At 63.3% G+C, this 22,946-nt stretch carries 25 protein-coding genes; 13 read left to right on the top strand and 12 right to left on the bottom strand.

Annotated elements, in window-relative coordinates; genetic code table 11:
- Positions 1 to 9 precede the first annotated feature (9 nt).
- Positions 10 to 1,356, top strand: a complete 1,347-nt coding sequence (locus tag IAE40_RS20620; RefSeq protein WP_200603775.1) for a TolC family outer membrane protein — start codon at positions 10 to 12, stop codon at positions 1,354 to 1,356.
- A gap of 34 nt (positions 1,357 to 1,390) precedes the next feature.
- On the opposite strand, the gene IAE40_RS20625 is transcribed toward IAE40_RS20620, so the two are convergent.
- On the bottom strand, positions 1,391 to 2,140 hold the full coding sequence (locus IAE40_RS20625; protein WP_200603776.1) for a 3-oxoacyl-ACP reductase family protein: 750 nt from the start codon (positions 2,138 to 2,140) through the stop codon (positions 1,391 to 1,393).
- Positions 2,141 to 2,256: 116 nt separating this feature from the next.
- Between IAE40_RS20625 and IAE40_RS20630 the strand changes: the two genes are divergently transcribed.
- Positions 2,257 to 3,195, top strand: coding sequence for a LysR family transcriptional regulator (locus IAE40_RS20630; RefSeq protein WP_200603777.1), 939 nt, complete (start codon positions 2,257 to 2,259; stop codon positions 3,193 to 3,195).
- Between the two features lie 9 nt (positions 3,196 to 3,204).
- Here the strand turns inward: IAE40_RS20630 and IAE40_RS20635 are convergent, their stop codons facing one another.
- Together IAE40_RS20635 and IAE40_RS20640 are read right to left on the bottom strand one after the other, a co-directional pair.
- Positions 3,205 to 3,687 carry a GreA/GreB family elongation factor gene (locus tag IAE40_RS20635; protein ID WP_200603778.1) on the bottom strand — a complete coding sequence of 161 codons (483 nt, stop codon included), beginning with the start codon at positions 3,685 to 3,687 and terminating at the stop codon, positions 3,205 to 3,207.
- 2 nt (positions 3,688 to 3,689) lie between these two features.
- Positions 3,690 to 4,076 (bottom strand): hypothetical protein, encoded by a 387-nt coding sequence (locus IAE40_RS20640; RefSeq protein WP_200603779.1) that lies wholly within the window; start codon positions 4,074 to 4,076, stop codon positions 3,690 to 3,692.
- A gap of 143 nt (positions 4,077 to 4,219) precedes the next feature.
- Between IAE40_RS20640 and earP the strand changes: the two genes are divergently transcribed.
- Both earP and efp read left to right on the top strand, forming a co-directional pair.
- A complete protein-coding gene (gene earP, locus IAE40_RS20645) occupies positions 4,220 to 5,350 on the top strand; it encodes an elongation factor P maturation arginine rhamnosyltransferase EarP (RefSeq protein ID WP_200603780.1) in 1,131 nt (376 codons plus the stop codon).
- A gap of 48 nt (positions 5,351 to 5,398) precedes the next feature.
- On the top strand, positions 5,399 to 5,968 hold the full coding sequence (gene efp, locus IAE40_RS20650; RefSeq protein WP_054891957.1) for an elongation factor P: 570 nt from the start codon (positions 5,399 to 5,401) through the stop codon (positions 5,966 to 5,968).
- A gap of 60 nt (positions 5,969 to 6,028) precedes the next feature.
- Here the strand turns inward: efp and IAE40_RS20655 are convergent, their stop codons facing one another.
- The 3 genes from IAE40_RS20655 to IAE40_RS20665 form a co-directional block, all read right to left on the bottom strand.
- Positions 6,029 to 6,457 carry an organic hydroperoxide resistance protein gene (locus IAE40_RS20655; RefSeq protein ID WP_011532840.1) on the bottom strand — a complete coding sequence of 143 codons (429 nt, stop codon included), beginning with the start codon at positions 6,455 to 6,457 and terminating at the stop codon, positions 6,029 to 6,031.
- Between the two features lie 127 nt (positions 6,458 to 6,584).
- Positions 6,585 to 7,040 carry a MarR family winged helix-turn-helix transcriptional regulator gene (locus IAE40_RS20660; protein WP_125931696.1) on the bottom strand — a complete coding sequence of 152 codons (456 nt, stop codon included), beginning with the start codon at positions 7,038 to 7,040 and terminating at the stop codon, positions 6,585 to 6,587.
- Between the two features lie 57 nt (positions 7,041 to 7,097).
- On the bottom strand, positions 7,098 to 8,051 hold the full coding sequence (locus IAE40_RS20665; protein ID WP_054891955.1) for a LysR family transcriptional regulator: 954 nt from the start codon (positions 8,049 to 8,051) through the stop codon (positions 7,098 to 7,100).
- Between the two features lie 116 nt (positions 8,052 to 8,167).
- Between IAE40_RS20665 and IAE40_RS20670 the strand changes: the two genes are divergently transcribed.
- Complete coding sequence (locus tag IAE40_RS20670) at positions 8,168 to 8,917, top strand: sulfite exporter TauE/SafE family protein (protein WP_063546849.1); 750 nt, start codon at positions 8,168 to 8,170, stop codon at positions 8,915 to 8,917.
- 6 nt (positions 8,918 to 8,923) lie between these two features.
- Here IAE40_RS20670 and IAE40_RS20675 read toward each other — a convergent pair whose 3' ends face one another.
- Positions 8,924 to 9,775: a LysR substrate-binding domain-containing protein gene (locus tag IAE40_RS20675; RefSeq protein WP_153774620.1), complete on the bottom strand. Its 852-nt coding sequence runs from the start codon at positions 9,773 to 9,775 to the stop codon at positions 8,924 to 8,926.
- A gap of 96 nt (positions 9,776 to 9,871) precedes the next feature.
- Between IAE40_RS20675 and IAE40_RS20680 the strand changes: the two genes are divergently transcribed.
- On the top strand, positions 9,872 to 10,087 hold the full coding sequence (locus IAE40_RS20680; RefSeq protein ID WP_054891953.1) for a DUF1127 domain-containing protein: 216 nt from the start codon (positions 9,872 to 9,874) through the stop codon (positions 10,085 to 10,087).
- Positions 10,088 to 10,122: 35 nt separating this feature from the next.
- Here IAE40_RS20680 and IAE40_RS20685 read toward each other — a convergent pair whose 3' ends face one another.
- The 4 genes from IAE40_RS20685 to IAE40_RS20700 form a co-directional block, all read right to left on the bottom strand.
- On the bottom strand, positions 10,123 to 10,800 hold the full coding sequence (locus IAE40_RS20685; RefSeq protein WP_054891952.1) for a response regulator transcription factor: 678 nt from the start codon (positions 10,798 to 10,800) through the stop codon (positions 10,123 to 10,125).
- Between the two features lie 7 nt (positions 10,801 to 10,807).
- On the bottom strand, positions 10,808 to 11,197 hold the full coding sequence (locus IAE40_RS20690) for a translation initiation factor 2 (RefSeq protein ID WP_153774619.1): 390 nt from the start codon (positions 11,195 to 11,197) through the stop codon (positions 10,808 to 10,810).
- A 132-nt stretch (positions 11,198 to 11,329) separates the two neighbouring features.
- Entirely contained in the window at positions 11,330 to 11,629 is a 300-nt protein-coding gene (locus tag IAE40_RS20695) for a YciI family protein (protein WP_050706755.1), read from the bottom strand.
- A 1-nt stretch (position 11,630) separates the two neighbouring features.
- Positions 11,631 to 12,227, bottom strand: a complete 597-nt coding sequence (locus IAE40_RS20700; protein WP_200603781.1) for a septation protein A — start codon at positions 12,225 to 12,227, stop codon at positions 11,631 to 11,633.
- A 67-nt stretch (positions 12,228 to 12,294) separates the two neighbouring features.
- Between IAE40_RS20700 and IAE40_RS20705 the strand changes: the two genes are divergently transcribed.
- The 6 genes from IAE40_RS20705 to IAE40_RS20730 all read left to right on the top strand — a co-directional run bounded on the left by IAE40_RS20705 (position 12,295) and on the right by IAE40_RS20730 (position 18,709).
- Positions 12,295 to 13,155 (top strand): PHP domain-containing protein, encoded by an 861-nt coding sequence (locus IAE40_RS20705; protein ID WP_153774618.1) that lies wholly within the window; start codon positions 12,295 to 12,297, stop codon positions 13,153 to 13,155.
- A gap of 13 nt (positions 13,156 to 13,168) precedes the next feature.
- Positions 13,169 to 13,798 (top strand): L-threonylcarbamoyladenylate synthase, encoded by a 630-nt coding sequence (locus IAE40_RS20710; RefSeq protein ID WP_081255296.1) that lies wholly within the window; start codon positions 13,169 to 13,171, stop codon positions 13,796 to 13,798.
- A gap of 125 nt (positions 13,799 to 13,923) precedes the next feature.
- Entirely contained in the window at positions 13,924 to 14,622 is a 699-nt protein-coding gene (locus tag IAE40_RS20715; RefSeq protein ID WP_200603786.1) for a segregation and condensation protein A, read from the top strand.
- A 15-nt stretch (positions 14,623 to 14,637) separates the two neighbouring features.
- Positions 14,638 to 15,405, top strand: a complete 768-nt coding sequence (gene scpB, locus IAE40_RS20720; RefSeq protein WP_153774616.1) for an SMC-Scp complex subunit ScpB — start codon at positions 14,638 to 14,640, stop codon at positions 15,403 to 15,405.
- Positions 15,406 to 15,556: 151 nt separating this feature from the next.
- Entirely contained in the window at positions 15,557 to 16,639 is a 1,083-nt protein-coding gene (gene rluB / locus IAE40_RS20725; protein WP_065862088.1) for a 23S rRNA pseudouridine(2605) synthase RluB, read from the top strand.
- Between the two features lie 648 nt (positions 16,640 to 17,287).
- Positions 17,288 to 18,709 carry an amino acid permease gene (locus IAE40_RS20730; RefSeq protein WP_054891944.1) on the top strand — a complete coding sequence of 474 codons (1,422 nt, stop codon included), beginning with the start codon at positions 17,288 to 17,290 and terminating at the stop codon, positions 18,707 to 18,709.
- A 114-nt stretch (positions 18,710 to 18,823) separates the two neighbouring features.
- Here the strand turns inward: IAE40_RS20730 and IAE40_RS20735 are convergent, their stop codons facing one another.
- Positions 18,824 to 19,708, bottom strand: a complete 885-nt coding sequence (locus tag IAE40_RS20735) for a LysR substrate-binding domain-containing protein (RefSeq protein ID WP_197892935.1) — start codon at positions 19,706 to 19,708, stop codon at positions 18,824 to 18,826.
- 173 nt (positions 19,709 to 19,881) lie between these two features.
- Here IAE40_RS20735 and ydiJ point away from each other — a divergent pair, with 173 nt between their 5' ends.
- Positions 19,882 to 22,902, top strand: coding sequence for a D-2-hydroxyglutarate dehydrogenase YdiJ (ydiJ, locus tag IAE40_RS20740; RefSeq protein ID WP_200603782.1), 3,021 nt, complete (start codon positions 19,882 to 19,884; stop codon positions 22,900 to 22,902).
- Positions 22,903 to 22,946 lie beyond the last annotated feature (44 nt).

A 22,946-nucleotide genomic window follows, 5' to 3' on the forward strand; every position in this document is an offset into this window, starting at 1 on the left:
GACGTTGCGATGAAATCATCTGCAACCGGTCTGCTGGCGGCCTGCGTGCTGCTGCCGACACTGGCCCAGGCCGGCATGGGGCCGTTTCAGGTCTACGAACAGGCCTTGCGCCGCGATCCAACCTACCTCGCCGCCTTCAAGGCCCGCGAGGCAGGCCAGGAGTACCGCGCCATCGGCCGTGCGGGCCTGCTACCCAATCTTTCCTACAGCTACAACAAGGGTCGCAACGATTCGAAAGCCAGCTACCTCGGTGATTCGCGTCGTTCGAGCGAAGACAGGCGCTATGACAGCTATGGCTCGACTTTCATCCTCCAGCAACCGCTGTTTGACTATGAAGCCTATGCCGCCTACCGCAAGGGGGTGGCCCAGGCGCTGTTTGCCGACGAGAGCTTCCGCGACCAGAGCCAACAGTTGCTGGTGCGGGTGATGACCAGCTACACCCAGGCCCTGTATGCCCGGGATCAGATCGCTATCAGCGTGGCCAGCAAGCAGGCTTACCGCCAGCAGTTTCAGCAGAACCAGCGTCTGTTCCAGGCCGGCGAGGGGACGCGCACCGACATCCTCGAGGCCCAGGCACGTTTCGAGTTGGCTGATGCCGAGGAAATCCAGGCACGTAACGACGAGGATGCCGCATTGCGCGAGCTCGGTGCGCTGATCGGCGAGCCGGCTGTGCGTATCGATGAGCTGGCGCCGCTGCGCAGTGGCTTCGCCTTCCCGCAGGTTACGCCGACCAGCTATGAGGCCTGGCAATCGCTGGCGCTGGCCAGCAACCCGCAACTCGGCTCGCAGCGCCATGCGCTGGAAGTGGCGCGCTACGAAGTCGAGCGTAATCGCGCCGGGCACCTGCCCAAGGTCAGCGCCTTCGCCACTTCGCGGCGCCAGGAGTCGGACAGTGGTAACACCTACAATCAGCGCTACGACACCAACACCGTCGGTATCGAGATCAGCGTGCCGCTGTTTGCCGGTGGTGGCGTCAGCGCTTCGACGCGCCAGGCCAGCCGGCATCTGGAGCAGGCCGAGTACGAACTGGATGGCAATACGCGCAACACGCTTATCGAACTGCGCAAGCAATACAACGCCTGCGAGTCCGGCGCCAGTCGCTTGCGTGCCTATGAGCGGGCGCTGCAGGCGGCCGAGGCGCTGGTGGTGTCGACGCGCAAGAGTGTGCAGGGAGGCGAGCGGGTCAATCTGGATGTGCTCAATGCCGAACAGCAACTGGCGACTACTCGGCGTGATCTGGCGCGGGCGCGCTACGACTACCTGCTGGCCTGGATCAAGCTGCATTACCAGGCGGGGACCTTGAGCGAAGCGCAGTTGGCGCGGGTGGACGAAGCTTTCGTGGCGGCTGGCGGATAGGGGCGGCCAGAGGGCCGCTCCCTGTCGCAATGGCTCAGGCGGCGAACCCGCCATCGGCCAGCAGGCTGGCGCCGGTGATGTAGCCAGCTTCCGGGCCGGCCAGATAGGCGACGAAGCTGGCGATTTCATCGGCATGTCCGTAGCGTCCGATCGCCATCAACGGGATCAGGCTGTCGGCGAACTCGCCGCTGGCCGGATTCATATCTGTGTCTACCGGGCCAGGCTGCACATTGTTGACGGTGATGCCCTGGGGGCCGAGGTCACGGGCCATGCCGCGGGTCAGGCCGACCAGCGCCGACTTGCTCATGGCGTAGGGCGCGCCGCCTGCAAACGGCATGCGTTCGGCGTTGGTGCTGCCGATGTTGATGATCCGGCCCCCCTGGCCCATGTGTCGGGCCGCCGCCTGGCTCGCGACGAACACGCTGCGCACGTTGATCGCCAGCATGCGGTCGAAGTCGCCGAGATCGAATTCGGTCACTGGCGCCACGGTCAATACGCCGGCGTTGTTGACCAGGATGTCGAGGCGGCCGAAGGCTTTGACGGTGTCTTGCACCGCTTGCTGTACCGCACTGGCATCAGCGCTGTCGGCGCGTAGGGCCAGGGCGCGACCACCCTCGGCGTTGATAGCTTCAGCCAGGGCCTGTGCGGGAGCAGCAGAGCTGACATAGGTAAAGGCGACCTGTGCGCCTTCGCGGGCCAAGCGCCGGACGATGGCGGCGCCGATGCCGCGGGAACCGCCCTGGACCAGGGCGACTTTGCCTTCGAGGTTCGATACGTGGGACATGTTGCTCTCCTGAAGCGAGCAAGGCGGGTTTGCCTTGGATGGGGCCAGTATCGGCTGAGGATTACCTGCTGATAAGATGGCAATCACTATCATCAGAGTGAACTTCTGGTTGGGAATTGCTAATGGAATCCTTCAGCAGCCTCGAGTGCTTCATCACCAGTGCCGAGGTCGGCAGCTTCGCCGAGGCCGCCCGACGTCTGTCCATCACGCCTGCGGCGGTGGGCAAGAACGTCGCCCAGTTGGAATCTCGCCTGGGTGTGCGCCTGTTCCAGCGTAGTACGCGCAAACTGACCCTGACCGAGGCCGGGCAACGCTTTCTCGGTGAAGTGAGCGAGAGTTTTCGCAGCATCCAGTACGCCGTGGCCAACCTGGCCAGTAGCGAAGGTCAACCGGCCGGGGTGCTGCGGGTCAGCATGGGCATCGTGTTCGGTCGGTTGTACGTGCTGCCGTTGTTGGGAGAGTTCTTGCGCAGATACCCGGCGATCACCCCGGATTGGCATTTCGACAACCGCCAGGTCGACCTCATCGGCCAAGGGTTCGATGCGGCGATTGGCGGCGGCTTCGACCTGCCGCCGGGTGTCGTTGCGCGCAAGCTGGCGCCTGCACACCGGGTCTTGGTAGCCGCGCCTGAATACCTGCAGCGGCACGCGCCGATCCAGATGCCGGAGCAATTACCCCAGCACGACGGCATCCTGATCCGTTCGCCGCAGACCGGGCGAGTGCGCTCCTGGCCGCTGACCAGCCGCAGCCAGGAGCAGCGCCCGCTGCAACTGCGCCAGGCGATGACCATGAGCGACTCGGATGCAGCCTGTGCTGCGGCGGAGCAAGGGCTGGGCATTGCCTTGGTGAGCATGCCGTTCGCCGTGCCGTACTTCGCCAGCAAACGGCTGTGCCGGGTGTTGCCGGACTGGTATGTGGACGATGGCAGCGTCAGCGTCTACTACGCCGAACGCAAGCTGCTGCCGGGCAAGACCCGCGCGTTCATCGACTATCTGTTGGCGTGTTTCGAGGCGCAGGGGTTGGCGAAGCAGTTCGATGCGATGGCAGGCTTTTGAGTCCTGCCGTCAGTCGACTTCGACAACGAATTGCACCTGCGCCACTCCGGCGAGCACCAGGCTCACTTCGTCATCGAGTTTCTTGCCGATCAACTGCTTGCCCAGCGGCGAGCGCGGGGTGATCACGGTCACCAGTCCAGGGCCTTCGCCGATTTTCAGTCCGGCGCCCTCGGGGCCGAGAAACAGCAACTGCTGGCGACCTTGCTCATCTTCAAGCGTTACCCGATTGCTCAGCTGGATGCCACGCGCTGGATCGTAGTCGCGCAGCAGCAACTGCTGGTAGCTCAGCAGCGCCTGGCGGATTTCGGCGGTACGACGCGCCTGGCCGGTGGCGAGGTAGGAGGCCTCGAGCCCCAGGGTGTCGTACTTGTTCTCGGCGATGTTCTCTTCGGCGGTGGCGGTTTCGTAGGCGGTCTGGGCGGCGCGGCGCAGCACCTCCATGTCGTGCTCGAGGGTGTCGATGATGCGCGCGAGCAGGGTTGGCTTGTCCATGGTCAGTGGCAGAACTCCAGCACGTTGGCCTGGCTCTTGTCGGTCGGTGCATTGCGGTTCTGCTGCAGCCAGAACTGGCATTTGGGGTTGTTCAGGTTGCGCGGGTTGGCCTCGATGGCCTGTTGGGCTTGCTGCGTGTTGAGGATTTCCTTGTAGCGCTCGAACATCGCCTGCTGCGCGTCGGCCGGTTGCGGCGGGGCAACTGGGGCGAGGGCGCTGCGTGCCGGTGCCACTGCCTGGGCCAGTGGCTCGACCTGCTGTGGCCACAGCTGCCAGGCCAGCCACAGGCTTGAAGCGATGGCGACGGCGCCGAGCCACAGGCCGAAGGCCACGCAGACAATCAACTGCAAAGGGTTCAGGGTGATCTTCAGTTCGCGGCGACGGGGCATCGTGGCCTCCTGGCAGGGGTCGATCGAGGGGCCATTGTCGCATGGCTGTGCGATTTGTTTTATTGCCGGGTGCGGGTAGCGCTTTTGTCGGTGCCGGTTTATCCGCACAATCCATGGTTTTCTGCGCTGCGAGGGGAGTGGTCGTGAAAGCCACCTGGGACATTTTCTGCACGGTCGTCGACAACTACGGCGATATTGGCGTCACCTGGCGCCTGGCGCGCCAGCTCGCCAATGAGCATGCGTTGACCGTGCGCCTTTGGGTGGACGACCTGCACGCGTTTGCACGCCTGTGCCCGGAGGCTGATCCACAGGCCGCGCGGCAATATCAGCAGGGCGTCGAGGTATGCCATTGGCCGGTCGATTGGCCCGCATGCGAAACCGCCGAGGTGGTGATCGGTGCCTTCGGTTGCCGACTGCCGGCGGCCTATGTCGAAGCCCTGGCCGAGCGCTCGACACCAGCGTTGTGGCTGAACCTCGAATACCTGAGCGCCGAAGACTGGGTCGAGGGTTGTCATGGGCTGCCTTCGCCACAACCCAATGGCCTGCGCAAAGTGTTTTTCTTCCCGGGTTTCACCGCCAATACCGGCGGCTTGCTGCGTGAAGGCGAACTGCTGGGCAAGCGTGCTGCGTTCGAGCAGGATGCTGCCGCGCGCAAGGCATTCCTTGCCGGCCTCGGCGTGAAACCTGCGCCCGAGGCGCGACTGATGTCGTTGTTCGCCTACGAGAACGCGCAGTTGGGTCATTGGCTGGAAGCCCTGGCGGCAGATGATCAGCCCACCCACCTGCTGGTCCCCGAAGGTCGAATCCTGTCCGACCTGCATGCGTGGCTGGGTGAACGACTGGCCGTGGGCGAGGTGCGCCAGCGCGGGGCGCTGACCTTGCAGGTGCTGCCATTCGTCAGCCAGGACGACTACGACCGTATCCTCTGGTGTTGCGACTTCAATGCCGTGCGCGGCGAGGACTCCTTCGTGCGTGCCCAATGGGCCGGGCGCCCTCTGCTGTGGCACATCTACGTGCAGGAAGAGAACGCTCACTGGGAAAAACTCGAGGCTTTTCTCAAGATCTATCGACAGGGTCTGTCGGACGATGCCGCAGATGCACTGGTGGCGTTGTGGCGTGCCTGGAACATGGATCGTGACATGGGCGAGGCCTGGCGCGGGGTGCTGAAACACTGGCCGCAACTGCAGACGCACGCCCGGCAATGGTGTCTGGAACAGGCCACTCGGCCGGACCTTGCCACAGCGCTGGTACAGTTTTACCGAAATTGGATATGATATGCGGCCTCGATTTTTATAAATCCATCCAGATTCGGATACTTCGTAATGAAAACTGGTAAAGAGCTGAAACCCGGTACCGTACTGCGGATCGACAACGACCCGTGGCTGGTCCAGAAAGCGGAATTCACCAAGTCGGGCCGTAACAGCGCGATCATGAAGACCAAGCTGAAGAACCTGCTGACCGGCTACAAGACCGAAACCGTCTACTTCGCCGATGACAAGCTGGACGACGTGATCCTGGATCGCAAAGAAGCGACCCTGTCGTTCATCAACGGTGATGAATACACCTTCATGGACACCACCGACTACACCATGTACGAGCTGAACGCAGAAGACATCGACGCCGTTCTGCCGTACATCGAAGAAGGCATGGAAGATGTCTGCGAAGCCGTCTTCTTCGAAGGCCGTCTGGTATCGGTAGAACTGCCGACCACCATCAGCCGCAAAGTCGTCTACACCGAGAACGCTGCTCGTGGCGACACTTCCGGCAAGGTCATGAAACCTGCCAAGCTGGCCAACGGTACTGAAATCCAGGTCGCCGATTTCATCGAAATCGACGAGTGGATCGATATCGATACCCGCGACAACAGCTTCAAGGGCCGTACCAAGAAGTAATCCTTCTGGCGCCCACAAAAAACCCGGCCTTGGCCGGGTTTTTTTGTGTCTGGCGTTTACTCAGACCGTCACGTGCAGGCGCACATCGACGTTGCCGCGGGTGGCGTTGGAGTACGGGCAGACTTTGTGCGCCTTCTCCACCAGGCCTTCGGCATCTGCCTGGGCCAGGCCCGGCAGGTTGATGTGCAGGTCGATGTCCAGGCCGAAACCACCGGGGATCTGGCCGATACCGACCTTGGCGGTGATCGAGGCGTCGGCAGGCAGGGCTTTCTTCTCCTGACCGGCGACGAACTTCAGTGCGCCGATGAAGCAGGCCGAGTAGCCGGCAGCGAACATCTGCTCGGGGTTGGTGCCTTCACCGCCAGCGCCGCCCAGTTCTTTAGGGGTGCTCAGCTTGACTTCGAGCTTGCCGTCGCTGGAGCGGGATTTGCCGTCGCGACCACCAGTGGAGGTTGCTTCTGCGATGTACAGGGGAGTGACCTTTTGCATCTTGAGCCTCGCTTGTGTGCTGTGCGCCTTGGCGCTGGGTGGGTATGGGTTTAAATTAGCGCGCAATCATTTAGTGCGCAAGATAAATTTTCGACCATTCGTCCGACAGGCTTTCACAGCATAGCCCTCAGAGGCTTTTTTGCAGGCTGTTGCGCAGGTCGAGCAGTTCGGCCTGCAGCTTCTGCAAGCGTTCCACCGTGCGCCCGGAGGCTTCCAGGATGCAGTGCGGCACCTTGCTGGCCTCGTCGCGCAAATCACGGCCCTTGTCGGTCAGTTGCACCAGCACCACGCGCTCATCCTCGCGGCTGCGGGTGCGCTTGAGCAGGCCTTCGCTTTCCAGGCGCTTGAGCAGCGGGGTGAGCGAACCGGGGTCGGTCAACAGGCGCTGGCTGATTTCGCCTACGGTCAGGCCGTCCTGCTCCCACAGCACGAGCATGGCCAGGTATTGCGGGTAGGTGAGGCCCAGGGCCTGCAACAAGGGTTTGTAGACCTTGGTCATCAGCAACGAGGTGGAGTGCAGGGCGAAGCACACCTGATTGTCCAGCAGCAGCTCGTCGCAGGGGGCTTTGGTGTCGGCGTTCATGCAGGTCCTTGAATGAGTTCGGTTAAGAATCTAGCACGCTGATCGTTAGCGCGCTCATCAACCACGCAGTCCACTGCGTAGCGCCAGGTCCCAGGGAGGGACAGGACTGAAGCGGCTCTTGAGGAATTCGAGCAGCAAGCGGCTGCGAGAGTTCGTTTCATGTTCGAGTCGTAGTGCATAGATACCGGTCGTTTCCGGTTCGGGCAGGCCGTTTTCGCAGAACAGCGGCAGCAGTTCACCGCGCAGCAGGTATTCGCTGACCAGCCAGGTGGGCAGATGGGCGATGCCGAGGCCGGCGAGGGCGCCGAACAGCAGGGTTTCGGCATTGTTGGCGGTCATGCGCAGGCGTGCCGGGCGGTACAGGCGCACCTGGCCGTCGACGGCGAAGCGCCAGGCGAACGGTGGTGCCAGGCCATCCCAGTCCAGGCCGTCGTGCTGCGGCAGTTCGCTGGGACAGGTGGGCACGCCTCTGGCGGCCAGGTACGCGGGGCTGGCGCAGGCGATGCGCACCATGTAGGCCAGCGGAGTGGCGACCAGACGTGTGTCGGCCAGAGTGCCTGCGCGCAGCACCAGGTCGACCTCGCCCAGGTGGCTGCCGTGCATGTCGACGAAACTGTCGATCAGGCGCAGTTGCACATCGAGCCCGGGGTAAGCCACCAGGAAGTCCGCGATCGCTGGCGCCAGGTGGCGGCGGCCGAAGGCTGCAGGGGCATCCATGCGGATCAGGCCTTCCGGGGCATTGCTCAGGGATACCGCTTCGGCCCGTGCCAGGCGCAGTTCCTCGATGATGCGCCGGGCGCGCTCGGCGAAGGCATTGCCTGCCGGAGTCGGGCGCACGGCATGGGTGCTGCGCACGAACAGGCGGCTGCCCACGGCGTTTTCCAGGTTGTCGATGCGTCGGGCGACTGCCGAAGGCGTCAAGGGGTGACGGCGCGCGGCCGCCGAGAAGCTGCCGGTTTCGAGTACATCGAGAAACAGACTCAGTTGTTCGGTGAGGATATCTGGACTCATGACCCTTCCCATGCTTGTGCGTAAAACGCAAAGCCATTGTGCGCTGCTGTGCGTTTCCCTGCCAGCCTCCACTGGGTAGCATGCCTGGATTGAGAATGCAGTCGAATGAGGCACTGATGATCGAGTGGTTGATGTACATCGTTTTGGGCGCGGCGCTGGGCACCATGGGCGGCCTGTTCGGGATCGGCGGTGGGTTGATTGCGATTCCTGCACTGGGAGTGCTGTTCGGTCTCGACCAGCAGCTGGCCCAGGGTACGGCGTTGGTGATGGTGGTGCCCAACGTGCTGCTGGCGCTGTGGCGCTATCATCAGCGCAACCGCATCGAGCTGCGCCATGCCGTGCCGCTTTCGCTGTGCAGCTTCATCTTTGCCTGGCTGGGCTCGATCTGGGCGGTAGGGCTCGATGCACACTCCATGCGCCTGGGCTTCGTCGCGTTCCTGGTGGCGCTGGCGGTGTGGAACGTGGCACGCATGTTCATGAAAGCCAGCCCGCCGAGCAGCCAGCTGCGTTATCCCTGGCCGTGGCTGGGTGTGCTGGGCTGTTTCGCCGGTAGCATGGGCGGGTTGTTCGGCGTTGGTGGCGCGGTAGTGGCCACGCCGATCCTGACCAGCGTGTTCGGCACCACCCAGGTGGTGGCTCAGGGCCTGTCGCTGGCGCTTGCGGCGCCGAGCACCATGGTGACGCTGCTCACCTATGGCGTTCATGGCAGCGTTGACTGGCATGTCGGTATTCCGCTGGCGGTAGGCGGATTGCTCAGCATCAGTTGGGGCGTGAAGCTGGCCCATGCGCTGCCCGAGAAAGTGCTGCGTACGCTGTTCTGCGTGTTCCTGATCGTCTGTGCGGTGATGCTGGGCCTGGAGCTCTGACAACCTTTACCTGAAACCGTCGATCACATAGTCGGCCATGCAGTCGGTGATCGGCGAATGGCTTTGCGCGTTGCGCAGCAGCATCACATTGGCCATCGGCAACTGCGGCAGGCCCTGGTCTTCGCCGAGAATGCACAGCGAGTCGCCGATCAGGCTCTGCAACTGGGCCGTAACCGCCAAACCCGCGCCGACGATGGCAAAGATCGCAGCCAGGCTCGGACTTGTGTAGGCGATGCGGTAATCGATCCCCTGATGTTCGAGGGCGTTGCAGGCCCAGGAGCGGCAGAAACAGTCGGTGTTGAACATCGCCAGGGGTATCGGGCGCTGTTCGTGGGGGCAGAAGCCCTTGGCAGCGGCCCATACCAGGCGTTCCTGGCGCAGCAGTTGGCCCACCTCGGCACCTGGCTCGCGGGTGATGATCGTCAGGTCAAGGTCCTGGCGCAGCATCAATTGCTTCGATGGCTCGCAATGCACCTCTACCTGGATCAGTGGATAGCTGCTGGCAAAGCTGGTGAGTATCGCCGGCAGAAAGCGCATGGCGTAGTCGTCCGGTGTACCGATGCGCACTACGCCGACCATGTGTGGCATGCGCAAGGTGTTAAACACCTCGCCGTGCAGCTTGAGGATGCGCCGGGCATAACCGAGCAGCACCTGGCCCTCGGCGGTCAGGCGCACCTGGCGTCCGTCGCGCTCGAACAACTGGCGCTGGAGGATGTCTTCCTCCAGGCGTTTCATCTGCATGCTCACGGCCGACTGGGTTCGGTTGACGACCTCCCCGGCACGGGTGAAACCACCTTGTTCGGCGATGGCAACGAAGGTGCGCAAGACGTCGGCGTCGAGGCTCTGGTAGGTGGACATTGCATCAATCCTCCAGATGCAAGACATAAGAAACATTCGTTGGATTGATCCTAAGCTCGGCGCGAGACTGAAGCCACTCACACGGAGGGCTTCACGATGAAAGGTCATGTCGGTTTTACCCACACTTCCTTCTCCTTGGGCCAACTGCTTGCACAGGCGCTTGAGCGACTGTTGCGCTGGCAGCAGCTGTACCGCCAGCGTCGGCAATTGGCCAGCCTCAGCGACGATGCGCTGCACGATCTGGGGTTGAGTCGGGCAGATACCCTGCAGGAGGTGGAGCGTCCGTTCTGGGACGATCCGTTGCGCAAGTAATGGTGTCGCTGCGGGGCATGGCCGCCCCGCGGCGTTTACAGGCTGTAGTAGTAGCCGCGGCTGCGCAGGGCAACGATGCGTGGACGGCCATCGGCGTGGGGGCCGATCTTCTTGCGCAGGTTGCTGACGTGCATGTCCAGGCTGCGGTCATAGAGCGTCAGTTTGCGGCCCAGGCCGATCTGCGCCAGTTCCTGCTTGTCCAATGGCTCGCCGGGTTGGCGCAGCAGGGCTTCGAGGATGCGGCTCTCGGAGAGTGTCAGGCTCATCTCGCGCTGATCGATGCTGACTACCCCGCGCACGGGGCTGAAGGCCAGGTCGCCGATCTCGATCTGGGTGCTGGGCGCCGCCGGATGACTGCGGCGCAGCACGGCACGCAAGCGAGCCGTCAGCTCACGCGGGTCGCAGGGTTTGGCCAGGTAATCGTCGGCACCCAGCTCCAGGCCCAGGATACGGTCCAGGGGTTCGCCACGGGCCGACAGCATCAATACCGGCAGTTCGGCGTGGTCGCTGCGCAGTTGCTTGAGCAGCTCCAGGCCGCTGCCATCGGGCAGCATCACATCCAGCACCACCGCCGCCGGGGCGTGGGCGGCCAGGGCCTGGCGCGCGCTCTCGCCGTCGTGGCAGGCGCGGACCGCAAAGCCCTCCTGAGTCAGCCAGCTACCGAGCAGCTCGCACAACTCCTGGTCATCATCAATCAGTAACAGCTCGCTCATGACTCACTCAATTCAACCATTGTCGGCGTCTTCTGTGTCCGCCGCTGGCTAAGATACCGCAGACTGCCGACAACAGTGCAACGACCGATCCGATCAGGAACCACTGCTGCTGGTCGGTAAGCAGGCGTAGGGGGCTGGTGGTCTGCAGTTTTTCCACCGTAGCCTGCAGGCGCTGGTTGTCCTGGCGCAGGCGTTCGAGTTGGGTGCTTTGCCGGGCGCTGTCGGCATTTTGCAGCTGTTTGCTCAGTGCAGCGCGCTGTTTCTCGCTTTCCTCCAGACGTTGCTGCAGCTCGGTGATGCGCGCACCGGCTTCCAACGACAGAGGCTGTTCGGCGAGGGCGAGGGGAGAGAGCAGCAACAGGCAGAAAAGCAGCAGGGACATCGGACCTTGGCGCATCGGAACTCCTGATTCTTGTTCGATTCAGAAGGTTGTCGGCAGTGGGTCGCAATAGATGAATCCGGGGATTGCCTGGGCCTGTGCGCGTGCAAGTCGTCGTGAAGGCTTGCCCGCGAACAGGCTCGATCAGGCTCAGGGCAGCACTTGCTTGAACGGTTTGACCACCACCTTCTCGTACACGCCTGCCGCGATGTACGGGTCGGCGTCGGCCCAGGCCTGTGCGGCGGCAAGGGAGTCGAATTCCGCGACGATCAGGCTACCGCTGAAGCCGGCCGCGCCGGGATCGTTGCTGTCGATGGCCGGATGCGGCCCGGCCAGGACTACACGGCCTTCGGCCTTGAGCTGCTGCAGGCGCTCGATGTGCGCAGGGCGTGCAGCCAGGCGTTTTTCCAGGGAGTTTTCGACGTCGCTGGCGATGATGGCGTAGAGCATGTCAATCCTTGGGCTTAGGGGTGGAAGGGTCGGTGTCGTGCAGGTGGCGCGACAGGTACACGCCCTGGGCCACCAGGAAGATCACGGTCATGCCCAGGCTGCCGAAGACCTTGAAGTCGACCCAGAACTCCTGGAACGTGAAGGCGACGAAAAGGTTGGCTGCGCCGCAGACCAGGAAGAACAGGATCCAGGCCAGGTTCAGGCGGGTCCAGATTGTTTCCGGGAGTGTCAGGGCATGGCCCATGATGCGTTTGATCAATACCCGATCGCCGATGAAGTGGCTGCCGGCGAAGGCCAGCGCGAACAGCCAGTTGACCACCGGCGCTTTCCACTTGAGGAAGGTTTCGCTGTGGAAGGCCAGGGTGAGGCCGCCGAACACAAGGCAGGCCACCAGCGTCAGCAACTGACCCTTTTCGAGCTTGCGATGGCGCAGGAACAGCGCGCCGTAGACCACCACGGAGCTGATGATGAGCATCGCCGTGGCACTGTAGGTGCCGCCGAACTCAAAGTTCTGGCCGGCGAATTCGACCGGGCGTGGGTCCAGCTTGTAGACGATGAAGAACAGCAGCAGCGGGATGAAATCGATGAATTGTTTCACAATGGCAGCCAGAAGCGGGATGTGACGGCATAATAACAAACATCGATTCCGGCGAAAGCGCTCCTCCATGAATGTTGATCTGCACTGTCACAGCACGGCCTCCGACGGCGCCCTGTCGCCCACGGCACTGGTCGCCCGCGCCCACGAGCACGGGGTGCGCACGCTGGCGCTGACCGATCACGATACCCTCGAAGGGCTCCCCGAGGCGCGCCAGGCGTGTCTTGACCTGGGCATGCAATGGGTCAGCGGAGTTGAGCTGTCATGCACCTGGGGCGGTGCGACCATCCATGTGCTGGGTTACAACTTCCCCCTCGATGCCCCGCCACTGTTGGAGGCCATCGAGCAATTGCACCGTGGTCGCTGGCTGCGCGCCGAGGATATCGCCAAGCGTCTGGCGGGCAAGGGCATGCCCGATGCGCTCGAGGGCGCGCGCGCCGTGCAGCAGGAACTGGGCGACAGCGGCAACGCGCCGGCGCGCCCGCACTTTGCCGAATTCCTGGTGCGTGCGGGGCACGTCAAGGACCGCGGTGAGGCGTTCCGCAAATGGCTGGGCGCCGGCAAGCTGGGTGACGTCAAGCTGCATTGGCCGACACTCGAGGAAACTGTCGCGACCCTTCGTCAGTCCAATGCTTGGGTGAGCCTGGCCCATCCCATGCATTACGAACTGACTCGTAGCAAGCGCAGACGCCTGATCGCCGACTATATTCAAGCGGGAGGGCAGGCACTTGAAGTGGTCAATGGCATGATGCCGCCCGAGCAAGTGGGCACGATGTCCATCCTCACCCGTGAGTTCGGCCTGCTGGCAAGCGCTGGCAGTGACTTCCACGGCCCCGGCACCTGGGGCGAGATCGGTGCCTACCGGCCATTGCCCGAGGACCTGCCACCTCTGTGGCGCCGATTCAGCCATGAACAGCCTATGGCGGTATGAACAGGACGATTACGTGAGTCAATTCTTCCAGATTCATGCGGAGAACCCGCAAGCGCGCCTGATCAAGCAGGCCGTGGAGATTATCCGCAAGGGCGGGGTAGTGGTCTATCCGACCGACTCGGCATACGCCCTGGGTTGTCAGATCGGCGACAAGGCGGCGATCGAGCGGGTCCGGCGCCTGCGCGGCCTGAATAAAACGCACAATTTCACCTTGATGTGCTGCGACATGTCGCAGCTGGGGTTGTATGCCAAGGTCGATACCGGCACCTTCCGCCTGCTCAAGGCCCATATACCCGGCCCTTACACCTTCATTCTCAACGGGACCCGCGAGGTGCCGCGCCTGTTGCTGCATGAAAAACGCCGTACCATCGGCCTGCGCGTGCCGGACCATGGCATCACCCTGGCGCTGCTCGCGGAACTGGGCGAGCCGTTGATGAGCGTCAGCCTGATCCTGCCCGGCGACGATGAGCCGATGACCGATCCCTACGAAATCCGCGAACGCCTGGAGCACCACGTCGATCTGGTCATCGACGGCGGCTTCGGCGATCTGAAGGCGTCCACCATCATCGACCTGTCCGGTGACGAGCCACAGCTGATCCGCGAAGGCTGCGGCGACCCCACGCCCTTCCTGGTCAACGCGTGAACCAGGTGCAGGCCCCCGAGGCGCCGACGGTCGAAACCGAGGCGCCGCAGCAACTGCAGTTGGCGCTGGTCTACGGTGAAGCCCTCACCGAAATGCCGGTTGATCTGTACATTCCCCCGGATGCCCTGGAAGTCTTCCTCGAAGCCTTCGAGGGCCCGCTGGACCTGCTGCTGTACCTGATCCGCAAGCAGAACATCGATATTCTCGACATCCCCGTGGCCGAGATCACCCGGCAGTACATGGGCTACGTCGAGCTGATGAAGTCGGTGCGCCTGGAGCTGGCTGCCGAATACCTGGTGATGGCTGCCATGCTGGCCGAGATCAAGTCGCGCATGCTGCTGCCGCGCTCCAGTGAAATCGAGGAAGAAGAGGGCGATCCGCGCGCTGAACTGATCCGCCGTCTGCAGGAGTACGAACGCTTCAAGGCGGCCGCCGAGGGTATCGACGAGTTGCCGCGGATCGGGCGCGAGGTGCTGGTGCCACAACTGGAGGCGCCGCAGGCCAAGGTGCGCAAGTTGCTACCCGACGTCGCGCTGGAAGAAATCCTGCTGTCGATGGCCGAAGTCGTGCGCCGCAACGACTTGTTCGAAAGCCACCAGATCACCCGTGAGACCTTGTCGACCCGCGAGCGCATGAGCGAGGTGCTCGAGCGTCTGAAGGGCGGAGGCTTCGTACCCTTCATCGAGCTGTTCAGCGTCGAGGAGGGCAAGCTTGGTGTGGTGGTCACCTTCATGGCGATTCTCGAGCTGGTGAAGGAATCGCTGATCGAACTGGTGCAGAATGAGCCTTTCACCCCGATCCATGTCCGTGCCCGGGCCGAGTGACAGTAAAGAGCGCCGATGAACCTGAACGAACCCCGCGACCTTGCGTCGTTGATCGAGGCCTTTTTGCTGGCCTCAGGCAAGCCACAGTCCCTGGAGCGTCTCTTCGAATTGTTCGAGGAGGCAGAGCGACCGGCGCCGGCCGTGTTCAAGAAGGCCCTGGAGGTGCTTGGCAAGTCCTGCAATGGTCGCGCCTTCGAGCTCAAGGAAGTGGCCAGCGGCTACCGTTTGCAGATTCGTGAGGACTTCGCACCCTGGGTCGGTCGCCTGTGGGAGGAGCGCCCGCAGCGCTATTCTCGCGCGCTGCTCGAGACGATGGCCTTGATTGCCTACCGTCAGCCGATCACCCGTGGCGAGATCGAAGATGTGCGTGGGGTGGCAGTCAACAGCAACATCATCAAGACCCTGATGGAACGCGAGTGGATCCGCATCGTCGGCTACCGCGAAGTGCCTGGCCGCCCGGCCATGTTCGCCACCACCAAGGCGTTTCTCGATCATTTCAACCTCAAGAGCCTCGATGAGTTGCCGCCCCTGGCCGAGTTGCGCGAGATGGAGCCAGAACCTGTGCTCGACGACCTGGACGATGCGCCGGTGCCCGCGCACCTGCAGGCGTTGGCCGATGCCAGCCTGGGCGAGGATGGGCCGGAAGACGAGGGTGAACCGAAGGAGGAGACCAGCTTCCGCAGCCTGCTGGTGGAGCTGGATGCCATGGAAGAGGGGCTCAAGACCGACTTCGAGGATTTGCGCGAGGAAGCGGGTGTGGTCGAGGACGAGGACAAGTCCTGATCTGCGCTGGCCCTTTTCACGGGCTAACCGCCGGGCAGAAAAACTTTCTCATCCCGATGCGCCAGCCCAATGAACCACGTACAATACGCGCCCCCTTGGCGCATCCGCCGCCAAACCGCTTTCACTACACCGTACACCGGGAGGTGCCCAGATGAGTGACAAAGACCTGCAAGAAACCCAGATCACCCCGCCGTCCGGCGAAAAGCTGCAGAAAGTGCTGGCACGCATCGGTGTGGGTTCACGCCGTGACGTCGAAGCCTGGATCAGCCAAGGCCGCATCAAGGTCAATGGCGTCGAGGCTACCCTCGGCCAGCGCGTCGACCTGCACGATGCCATCGCTGTCGACGGCAAGCTGATCAAGCGCGAGGAAGCCGCCGAGGCGACCCGCCGCGTCATCATGTACAACAAGCCCGACGGCGAGATCTGCACCCGTGACGACCCTGAAGGCCGTCCGACCGTGTTCGACCGCCTGCCGCGCCCGAAAGAAGGCCGCTGGATCAATATCGGTCGTCTCGACATCAACACCACTGGCTTGCTGCTGTTCACCACCGACGGTGAACTGGCCAACCGCCTGATGCACCCTTCCTACGAGATGGACCGCGAGTACGCGGTGCGTGTCCGTGGCGAGGTCGACGACGAGATGATCGAACGCCTCAAGGCGGGCGTGATGCTCGAGGATGGCCCGGCCAAGTTCACCGATATCCAGAAGGCGCCGGGCGGTGAAGGCTTCAACCACTGGTACCACTGCGTGGTGATGGAAGGCCGCAACCGTGAGGTGCGTCGCCTGTGGGAGTCCCAGGGCATGGTGGTCAGCCGCCTGAAGCGTGTGCGCTTCGGCCCGGTGTTCCTCAACTCCGACCTGCCGATGGGCCGTTGGCGTGAAATGAGCCAGGGCGAGATCGACATCCTGGCCGCCGAAGTCGGGCTGCAGCCGGTGGCGCTGCCGACCCTCAACCTCAAGGCCAAGGACAAGCTCGAGCGCTTGCAGCGCAAGTCCACGCGCCCCATGGGGCGTGGCGAGCGCGTACGTGACTTGCGCCCAGCCAAGGATGCCGGCGAGCGTCAACCGCGCGCGGCCAGTGAGCGTCCGGCGCGTCCGGCTCGTGAAGAAGCGCCGCGCAAGGGTGGCCGTGGCAGCACCGTTGCCGAACGCCCTAGCGAGATGCGCAAGCGTCCTGCACGTGCCGAAGGCGACAAGCCGGTTGGCCGTGGTCGTGGCAAGCCGCGTGGGTGATCGCATCCTGCGGTGAAAAGGCCAGCCTTCGGGCTGGCTTTTTTGTGCCTGGTCGAAAACTGAGCGTCCTCAAGCCCCTGAGTACGAAGCATTTTTCGTCACGCTGGAAAGTTTTTGAACCACCTTGTAACGAAATTTATACGAAGTCTGCCGGAATTGCCGTTCGGTTTCCTGCTTTGCAAGTTGGTGTAAACAGATCTTGCCGCATGCCGCGCTGTAGGGCCTTGCGCCGGTCATTCGTGCTCTTGCCCAAAGCCCCGCCTCGCGCTGATATGACGGGCATTGCCACGTGCATCAGCCCACCACTGCAGTCGGGCCTACACAACAACAAATGGAGGCGCCATGTACGCCGATCACTACGCCATTGATGGCCCTTGCCACAGGACCGCTGCGTTTTTTCCCGAGGAAACGACGCAACGCGTTGACGCCTGCGCGCTCGCAGGGGTATACAATGCGCCGCGTTTTACCTGTGACCCCCTCGCGTACCACGCATTCTCGCCGACTCCCGGCTGATCCGCCTCAGGCTCCGTGCCAGGCGCGACGCCAGGGTCCGGGAACCCAAGGTAATCACCTTGCCTCATTCCGCTGTGCCACGAGCGCGGCGGGTCCGATTCCGTCACAGATAAAAACAAGCAGGTGACTTCGTTCATGAGTGGACACAATTCGCAGTCGTCAGGCGAACTCAAGCGTGGCTTGAAGAACCGCCATATCCAGCTGATCGCCCTGGGCGGCGCCATTGGTACCGGCCTGTTCCTCGGTTCGGCCGGGGTGATGAAATCCGCCGGCCCCTCGATGATCCTTGGCTACGCCATCTGTGGCTTCATCGCCTTCATGATCATGCGCCAGCTCGGCGAGATGATCGTCGAAGAGCCTGTGGCCGGCTCCTTCAGCCATTTCGCTCACAAGTACTGGGGCGGCTTCGCGGGCTTCCTGTCGGGCTGGAACTGCTGGGTGCTGTACATCCTGGTGGGTATGTCGGAGCTCTCCGCAGTCGGCAAGTACGTCCACTACTGGTGGCCGGAGATCCCGACCTGGGTCACTGCAGCGGGCTTCTTCCTGCTGATCAACGCGATCAACCTGATGAACGTCAAGGTGTTCGGCGAGGCCGAGTTCTGGTTCGCGATCATCAAGGTGGCCGCCATCGTCGGCATGATCGCCTTGGGCGCATATCTGCTCACCAGCGGCAGCGGCGGACCGGACGCCTCGGTGACCAACCTGTGGAGCCATGGTGGCTTCTTCCCCAATGGCGTGAGCGGGTTGGTGATGGCGCTGGCGATCATCATGTTCTCCTTCGGTGGCCTGGAAATGCTCGGCTTCACTGCCGCCGAAGCCGACAAGCCCAAGACCGTGATTCCGAAGGCGATCAACCAGGTCATCTACCGCATCCTGATCTTCTATATCGGTGCCCTGGTGGTGCTGCTGTCGCTGACCCCGTGGGACAGCCTGGTGGCCAGCATCGATGCTTCCGGCGGCAGCTACGGCAGCAGCCCGTTCGTCCAGGTGTTCTCGCTGCTGGGCAGTGACGTGGCGGCGCATCTGCTGAACTTCGTGGTACTGACCGCGGCACTGTCGGTGTACAACAGCGGCACCTACTGCAATGCGCGCATGCTCTACGGCATGGCCGAGCAGGGCGATGCGCCGGCGGGCCTGGCGAAGATCGACCGTCGTGGCGTGCCGGTGCGGGCGATCCTGGCGTCGGCAGCGTTCACCCTGATTGCCGTACTGCTCAACTACTTCATGCCGCAGCATGCCCTGGAGTTGCTGATGTCGCTGGTGGTCGCGGCGCTGGTGATCAACTGGGCGATGATCAGCTACTCGCACCTGAAGTTCCGCCAGCACCTTGACCGTACCGGCCAGAAACCGCTGTTCAAGGCGCTGTGGTACCCGTACGGCAACTACCTGTGCCTGGCCTTCGTGGTGCTGATCCTGGGCATCATGCTGCAGATTCCAGGGATCCAGATTTCGGTCTATGCGATTCCGGTGTGGCTGGTGGTGATGTATGTGTTCTATGTGATCAAGAGCAAGCGCATGGCGCAGGCGGGCACTGCGGCGGGTAGCGTGGCCAAGTAAGCCGGTAGCTTGATTCGGGAAACCCGGTGCCAGGGGCTGGCGCCGGGTTTTTTGTTGTCTGATCGGGCCCTGTGGGGTCGGGCTTGCCCGCGAAAGCGCCCAACCAGGCAACCGCTAAATCTGCTCCAACAACCATCCGCGAAACGCCCTGAGCGACGGCAGCGCCTCGTTGCGCGGCGGATAGATCAGGTAGTAGCTGCGCTGGCTTGCAAACGCCTCGCCCGGGCTGAACAGCTCGCCCTTGGCCAGTTCTTCGGCCACCAGAATCCTTGGTACCAGGCCGATGCCGATCCCGGCGCGTACCGCCTGGATCAGATGCGATGTCAGCTCGAAGCTCGGCCCCAGGCGCATGGCGCGATGCGCCAGTTCATGATGGGAAAACCATTCGCCCCAGGCATGCGGATTGTTGGCGACATTGAGCAGCAACTCTTCGCTGATGCGCGCTGGCGTCCATGTGTCGGCAGCACCCACCGCCTGCGGCGGCAGGATCACCACCAGTTCCTCGGCATGCAGCCGGTGGCAGATCAGGCCCGGCAAGTCGTGGCTGGCCACACCGATGGCGGCATCGATTTCGCTGGTGTCGAAGTTGATCGCCTCGATGCGTGAATGAATGTGCACCAGCATCCCGGGATGCGCGCTGTAGAACGCGTTCAGGCGCGGCAGCAGCCATTTCGAACCGAAGGTGGGCAGTGTCGCCAGGCGCAGGGTGCCGACCCCGGACTGGTAGGCGAGTGCCTGCAGCGTGGCACTGCGAATACGCCCAAGGGCTTCGCTCAATTCACGCTGGTACAGGCGCCCGACATCGGTCAATTGCACCTGGCGCCCTTCGCGGCGGAACAAGGTCAGGCCCAGTTGCTGCTCCAGAGCCTGGACCTGGCGGCTGACTGCGCTCTGGGTCAGCGACAGCTCGACGGCCGCGCGGGTGTAGCTTTCATGCCGGGCAGCGGCCTCGAAGGCCAGCAGCAAGGACATCGATGGGGTCAGGTGGCGGTAATTCATTCATGAAACTCATCGATAGCGGCAGGATTATCCGTTTGCCCTCGGCTGGAAAGTACAGGAACATTGGCCTATCCGTCATCCGGCCCGCAGTTATTCATGCCGGATGAGCAACAGAGCGTCGCCTGCCGGTGATGCCAGACCGTGAACCTGCCCATACAAGAGGCCATCCTTCGATGATCGCCCAGTTGCCCGTCCGTGCGCCTGCCGCCGGCTACCCCGAATTCCTCGAAGCCCTGAGTGCCAGCGGCTTCCGCGGCCAGATCAGCGCCGACTACGGCACCCGTACGGTGCTGGCCACCGACAACTCGATCTATCAGCGCCTGCCCCAGGCGGCCGTCTTTCCGCTCGATGCCGACGACGTGGCGCGCGTCGCCACGCTGATGGCCGAGCCGCGTTTTCGGCAGATCAAGCTGACCCCGCGCGGCGGCGGTACGGGGACCAACGGCCAGTCGCTGACCGACGGCATCGTCGTCGACCTGTCGCGGCACATGAACACCATCCTCGAAATCAACACCCAGGAGCGTTGGGTGCGGGTGCAGGCTGGTGTGGTGAAGGATCAGCTCAACGCTGCGCTCAAACCGCACGGGCTGTTCTTCGCCCCTGAGCTGTCGACCTCCAACCGCGCCACGGTCGGCGGCATGATCAACACCGATGCCAGTGGCCAGGGCAGTTGCACCTACGGCAAGACCCGTGACCACGTGCTCGAGCTGCACAGCGTGCTGCTCGGGGGCGAGCGACTGCACAGCCTGCCGATCGACGACGCTGCGCTGGAGCAGGCCTGCGCCGCACCTGGCCGGGTCGGCGAGGTCTATCGCATGGCGCGTGAGATCCAGCAGACCCAAGGCGAGCTGATCGAGGCCACCTTCCCCAAGCTCAACCGTTGCCTGACCGGTTACGACCTGGCGCATCTGCGCGACGAGCAGGGCCTGTTCAACCTCAATAGCGTGCTGTGCGGCGCCGAAGGCTCGCTGGGCTATGTGGTCGAGGCCAAGCTCAACGTGCTGCCGATCCCGAAATACGCGGTGCTGGTCAACGTGCGCTACACCAGTTTCATGGACGCCCTGCGCGACGCCAATGCGCTGATGGCGCACAAGCCGCTGTCGATCGAGACCGTCGATTCCAAGGTACTGATGCTGGCGATGAAAGATATCGTCTGGCACAGCGTCGCCGAATACTTCCCTGCCGACGCCGAGCGCCCGACCTTGGGTATCAACCTGGTCGAGTTCTGCGGCGACGAGCCGGACGAGGTCAATGCCCGCGTCGAGGCCTTCGTCGAACACCTGCGCAGCGATACCAGCGTCGAGCGGTTGGGCCACACCCTCGCCGAGGGCGCCGAGGCAGTGACGCGCGTCTACACCATGCGCAAGCGTTCGGTGGGGCTGCTCGGCAACGTCGAGGGCGAGGTGCGGCCGCAGCCGTTCGTGGAAGATACCGCGGTACCGCCGGAGCAGTTGGCCGACTACATCGCCGAATTACGTGCGCTGCTCGATGGCCATGGCCTGGCCTATGGCATGTTCGGTCACGTCGATGCTGGCGTGCTGCACGTGCGTCCGGCGCTGGACATGAAAGATCCGGCCCAGGCCGCGTTGGTCAAGCCGATCTCCGATGCGGTGGCGGCGCTGACCAAGCGCTATGGCGGCTTGCTCTGGGGCGAGCATGGCAAGGGGCTGCGCTCGGAATACGTGCCGGAATACTTCGGTGAACTGTACCCGGCCCTGCAGCGGCTCAAAGGCGCATTCGACCCTTACAACCAGCTCAACCCGGGCAAGATCTGCACGCCACCCGACAGCGCCGAGGGCCTGACGCCGGTCGATGGTGTCACCCTGCGTGGCGACCTGGACCGTAACATCGACGAGCGCGTGTGGCAGAGCTTCGGCAGCGCCGTGCACTGCAACGGCAACGGCGCCTGCTACAACTATGACCCCAACGACGCCATGTGCCCGTCGTGGAAGGCCACCCGCGAGCGTCGCCATTCACCCAAGGGGCGCGCCTCGCTGATCCGTGAATGGCTGCGCCTGCAGGGCGAGGCCAATATCGATGTGCTCGCCTCGGCCCAGCGCAAGGCGTCGTGGATCAAGGGCCTGCCCAAGCGCCTGGCCAACCTGCGGGCCCAGCGTCAGGGCCAGGAGGACTTTTCCCACGAGGTGTACGACGCCATGGCCGGCTGCCTGGCGTGCAAGTCGTGCGCGGGGCAATGCCCGATCAAGGTCAACGTACCGGACTTCCGTTCACGTTTCCTCGAGCTCTACCACGGTCGCTACCAGCGCCCGCTGCGTGACTATCTGATCGGCTCGCTGGAGTTCACCATTCCGTACCTGGCCCATGCGCCGGGCTTGTATAACGCGGTGATGGGGTCGAAGTGGGTCAGCCGCCTGCTGGCCGACAAAGTCGGCATGGTCGACAGCCCATTGATCAGCCGCTTCAACTTCCAGTCCACCCTGACCCGCTGCCGCGTGGGAGTGGCCAGTGTGCCGGCGCTGCGCGAGCTGACCCCGGCCCAGCGCGAGCGCAGCATCGTGCTGGTGCAGGACGCTTTCACACGGTACTTCGAGACGCCGCTGCTGGCTTCGTTCATCGAACTGGCCCACCGGCTGGGCTACAAGGTGTTCCTGGCGCCCTACAGCGCCAACGGCAAGCCGCTGCATGTGCAGGGCTTCCTCGGTGCCTTCGCCAAGGCGGCGATTCGCAATGGCCGGCAGCTCAAGGCCCTGGCTGATTGCGGTGTGCAGTTGGTGGGGCTGGATCCGGCGATGACCCTGGTCTATCGCCAGGAATACCAGAAGGTCGACGGCCTGGAGGGTTGTCCGGCAGTGCTGTTGCCGCAGGAGTGGCTGATGGATGCGTTGCCCGAACAGGCAGCAGGGAAGGGCGGCAGCTTCCGCCTGATGGCGCATTGCACGGAGAAGACCAACGTTCCGGCCAGCACCCGGCAGTGGGAGCAGGTGTTTGCGCGGATGGGGCTCAAGCTTGCCACCGAGGCCACCGGTTGCTGCGGGATGTCGGGCACCTACGGGCACGAGGCGCGTAATCAGCAGGCTTCGAAGACCATCTTCGAGCAGTCGTGGGCGACCAAGCTGGACAAGGAAGGCGAGGCGTTGGCGACGGGTTATTCGTGCCGTAGCCAGGTCAAGCGCATGGCCGAGAAACAGCTTCGCCATCCGCTGGAGGTGGTGTTGCAGTACCTGGTGCACTGATCTTACGGCCTCTTCGCGGGGATGCCCGCGAAGAGGCCAGCGCA

It is taken from the genome of Pseudomonas sp. S44 (assembly GCF_016624805.1).
Taxonomy (GTDB): Bacteria; Pseudomonadota; Gammaproteobacteria; order Pseudomonadales; family Pseudomonadaceae; genus Aquipseudomonas; species Aquipseudomonas machongensis.